The organism is Leyella stercorea DSM 18206, from assembly GCF_000235885.1.
Classification (GTDB): domain Bacteria; phylum Bacteroidota; class Bacteroidia; order Bacteroidales; family Bacteroidaceae; genus Prevotella; species Prevotella stercorea.
In genome coordinates this window covers 72,094-75,960 of record NZ_JH379446.1, presented here as the reverse complement: position 1 = coordinate 75,960, position 3,867 = coordinate 72,094, and the positions used below count along the sequence as shown (strand labels likewise).

General features: G+C 57.0%; 4 protein-coding genes. All 4 read right to left on the bottom strand.

Annotation, left to right across the window (positions count from 1 at the left end; all coding sequences use genetic code 11):
• Positions 1-686, bottom strand: a 686-nt coding sequence (locus tag HMPREF0673_RS14765) for a glycosyltransferase (RefSeq protein ID WP_007901307.1), incomplete at its 3' end; no start/stop codon positions are given.
• 36 nt (positions 687-722) lie between these two features.
• A complete protein-coding gene (locus HMPREF0673_RS14760) occupies positions 723-890 on the bottom strand; it encodes a hypothetical protein (RefSeq protein WP_157591677.1) in 168 nt (55 codons plus the stop codon).
• Positions 891-907: 17 nt separating this feature from the next.
• Entirely contained in the window at positions 908-2,227 is a 1,320-nt protein-coding gene (locus tag HMPREF0673_RS09230; RefSeq protein ID WP_007901305.1) for a DUF6080 domain-containing protein, read from the bottom strand.
• A 22-nt stretch (positions 2,228-2,249) separates the two neighbouring features.
• Positions 2,250-3,731, bottom strand: coding sequence for a DUF6080 domain-containing protein (locus HMPREF0673_RS09225; protein WP_007901301.1), 1,482 nt, complete (start codon positions 3,729-3,731; stop codon positions 2,250-2,252).
• Positions 3,732-3,867 lie beyond the last annotated feature (136 nt).

The window sequence follows — 3,867 nt, the reverse complement described above, 5'->3', positions numbered from 1 at the left end:
TTGAGGTGTTGAGGTGTTGAGGTGTTGAGATTGGTTGAGTGTTGAGTGTTGAATGTTGAGGTGTTGAGGTTTTGTTGGTGCACTTGAGACAAGTGCACCCCCTGAGGTGTTGAGGTGTTGAAATAATCGGTCTGCTCAACCTCTGCCACGCCATTGTTTATGATAGGTGGCACCTCGCCGAAGCGTTCGGCGTAGCTGTCGCGCACGGAGTCGGAGATGGCGATGTTGGCGTCAAGACTCTTGAAGAACGTTTCCACCCACCGGGCGGTGCGTGGCAGCCCTGTCCATAGGCGTGTGTTGTGTATGGTGCGCACTATCTTCACACGGCGCAGCATGAACGGGAACAGGCGGCTGAACACGTAGAGCGCAAGGTCGGGGGTCTCGGTGTGCGTGTGTATCACGTCGGGCCGCCAGCGCAGCATGATGTAGAGCATACGCAGGGGGAAGAGCAGTGCGGCGATGCGCTCGAAGAGAAAGTGGAAACTCACGTCGGGCATCCACGAGCGGTGGCAGCGCACACCGGCTTGCTCCAGTTCGGCGATGAACTTCGGCGTGTAGGCGGTGCGTCCACGCATTATCTCTACTACATGGTACTCCATGCCGTGCGTCTGCGACTCGGCGATGTTGGCGGCTACGCGTTCGGCACCGCCAAGCGAGAAGTGGGTTATGAGGTGGAATGTTCGCATGGGGATATGATGTTGAGATGTTGTTGTGGTGAGATGTTATGTTGAGATGTTGTTGTGTTGAGGTGTTGAGATATGATGTTGAGATGTTGTTGTGTTGAGATGGTGAGATATGATGTTGAGATGTTGTTGTGGTGAGATGGTGAGATATGATGTTGAGATGTTGTTGTGTTGAGGTGGTGAGATATGTTGTAGTAATGTCACCATCTCAACACCTCACCACTTCAACATAAATAATCAATAAGAATTGCTGCATTGTACGCCCAGAGCCATACGGCGAGTGCCGCTACGAGCAATCTTGGAGCCATGCTGTTGCTGCGGCGCAGTATGTAGCCGGCGGCGATGGGGATGATGAACGCCCAGTGGGCCGTCATTATGTACACCTCGTTGAGTCCGAAGCCGAAGCCCATGTGCATGAGCATGTCGAATCCGAACCACGCGAGCACCATTAGGAAGAACTTTTCGCGGCGTGCCATCCATGCACCGACGGCGAGAAGCACGACGAGCAACGCCTCCACAACGTAGTTGAGCGCGGAGCGATACTGCACGAAGACGGGGCGCGTCTGCTGCACGTCCTCAAGCAGATTGTCGCGGTGGAGCTGCAGCGACTCGCCGAACAGATTGTCCACTGCCGACTGCCAGCGGTCGGTTGTTATGTCGCTCCACTCAAGCAGCGGCACGTTCGTGGTCAGAGCCTCGCCGTTCTGTTGCTTCACGAAGTCGTTGTGCTCCTTCAACTTTGCTATGCGTACGGGGTCTTTCTTCGCCACTGCCGCCTCTATGCGCTTTATCTTACGCTCCTGCGGAGCCACGATGGCATCCTGCTGCCAGACATAGATGGCGCCGAGCAGCAGTGTAGGCACTGCGAACGAGGCGATGCTGCGCCATGAGAACACCTTGCGTCCGCCTGCGAACCAAGCCGCAAGCATCACCTTAACGCCGTTGGTGAGCGTTACGCCAGCCGTGAGGAAGAAGAGCAGCGTGCTCTGCCATAGCTTCATCGGCTTGCCCTCCTTCAGCTTCCGCCCTGTTATGAGCAGCGTGAGCAGCAGCAGTGGCAGCGAGAGCGCGAAATGGTCGGGCACCATGGTGGCTATCATCACGTGTGCGAAGCCGTAGAACAACGCCGTGAGCAGGGCGGCATCCACGCGGCGCACCTCCACCACGTCGCGCAGCAGACGGTGCATCAGCACCGCTCCCCACACGTCAGCCGCTACCAACAGTGCTGCCATTAGCAGTACCGCAGCGTTGAACTCCGTTGACGGCATTATCAGACGGTTCAGCCAAAACAGCGGCAGCAGCAGGACGACGAACAACGGATGGCGCAGAGTGTTCCAATGTAGGCGCATACACGAGATGAATATCAGCGAGAAGATGTCGTAGCCCGACATGTTCAGGTGGTTGTAGAACACCGACCAGAAGCCCACGTGCGCACCACGTGTGAACGACTGCCAGTGGTTGGCGATGAGCAGGGCGTTGAGCGCAGCGAACACTACGAGTGCCACGCCGGCTATGGGGCGTTCTTCTTTGCGAAGTATTTGCATGTTATGTTTCTACGATATGTTGTTAGAAGAAGAGATACTGCACGATGAGCGACACGTTCCATATCCACAGATACGCTGCCAGCGCAGCTATCAGCCCTTTCAGCGCGAGAGCCTTGCGGCGTTTCTGCGTAGCCTTCAGCAGGAATGCCACGGCTATCGGTATGATGTATATCCAGTGGGCAGACATGATGTACACCTCGTTGATGCCGAAGCCCAGACCCACGTGCAGCACCATGTCGAGGGCGAAGTAGGACATGGCGAGCCAGAAGAAGCGCGACCGTCTGCCTGCCCAGATGCCGAGCACGAAGAGCAGTGCGATGATGCCCTCGATGATATAGTTGAACGCGTAGCGGTAGTGTACCATCATCGGGCGTGTACGCAGCACGTCGCCCAGCAGATAGTCCTGATGCAGCTGTATCGACTCGCCGAAGAGGTTCTCCACTATCGACTCCGAGCGCGAGGTCGTCACGTCGGTCCAGCTGATGAACTCGCCGTTGGCTATCGGCTTGCCGTTCTTGCGCACGCGCTTTTTCTTCTTCGCCGCAGCCGCCTTCGCCTTGTTTATGGAGTCGCGCTCAGCCTTGGCAGCCACGGCAGAGTCCTGCTGCGCCGTGGTGAACGCAGCGAAAGCGATGGAGTCGCGGCGTGCCTGCTCCGCCTGTTCAGCCTTCCGCTTAGCCTCCTTCTCCGCCTTCGCCTTCTCGCGGGCAGCCTTTGCCGCCACGTCGCGCGGCCAGACGATGTGGTCGTAGCTCATTCGTGCCACGCCCCATGTGAGGGCAGCCGGCAGCAGGATGCAGCCGAAGAGGAACTTCGGACGCAGTATGCGCCAACCGTTCACGAAGAGTTCGGAGAGGTATATCTTCAGTCCGTTGTTCAGCGATGTGCCGGCGGTGATGAAGAAGTATGTCACCGCCTGCCATCCGCTCAGCTTCTTGCCCTTCAGTATCAGCTTGCCCGACACGTAGAGAGCCAAGAGCAGTAGCATCATCGAGATGACGAAGTGGTCGGGCGCCATCGTCGAGAGCATCACGAAGGCGAAGCCGAAGTAGAAGACGGTGAGCAGTGTGGAGTCGGTGCGGCTCACGCCCACCACCTCGCGGCAGATGCGGTAGAGGAAGAGCATCGAGTAGAACGCCGCGAACAGTTGTATCGCCGACACGATGAAGATGGCGCAGTTGATGCCCGTGAGCCACATCAGTCCCTGATTGATGAGGTAGGGCACGTACATGAAGAACGCCAGCAGCGGATGGCGGTAGACATTATAGCCCGCCGTCCAGTTGCTCACCACGCTGTACGTGATGGGGTCGAAGCCCGAGATGTGGAACTTCGAGATGAACAGATGCCAGTAGTAGGTGGTCTGCGGTGTGAACACGTCGTAATACTTGCAGATGACGAGGGCGTCGAGCGCAAGGAACACCAGGAGCATCACCGTCGCCAACGGACGTTCTTCGCGCTTCACGCGGAAGAGGCGGAACGCACTGAGGAGAGAGTTGGTATTCATATTGTTTTGTTGTTTTCTTTGCTTTTAAACCGAGGAAGGGGTGCGCTTAAGCCGAACTAAGCCTTTTTAGGCCTTTCTAAGCCTTTGCCTGAACTTTTGCTAATTAAGTCCTCCCCGACGGGGAGGGTTGGGAGGG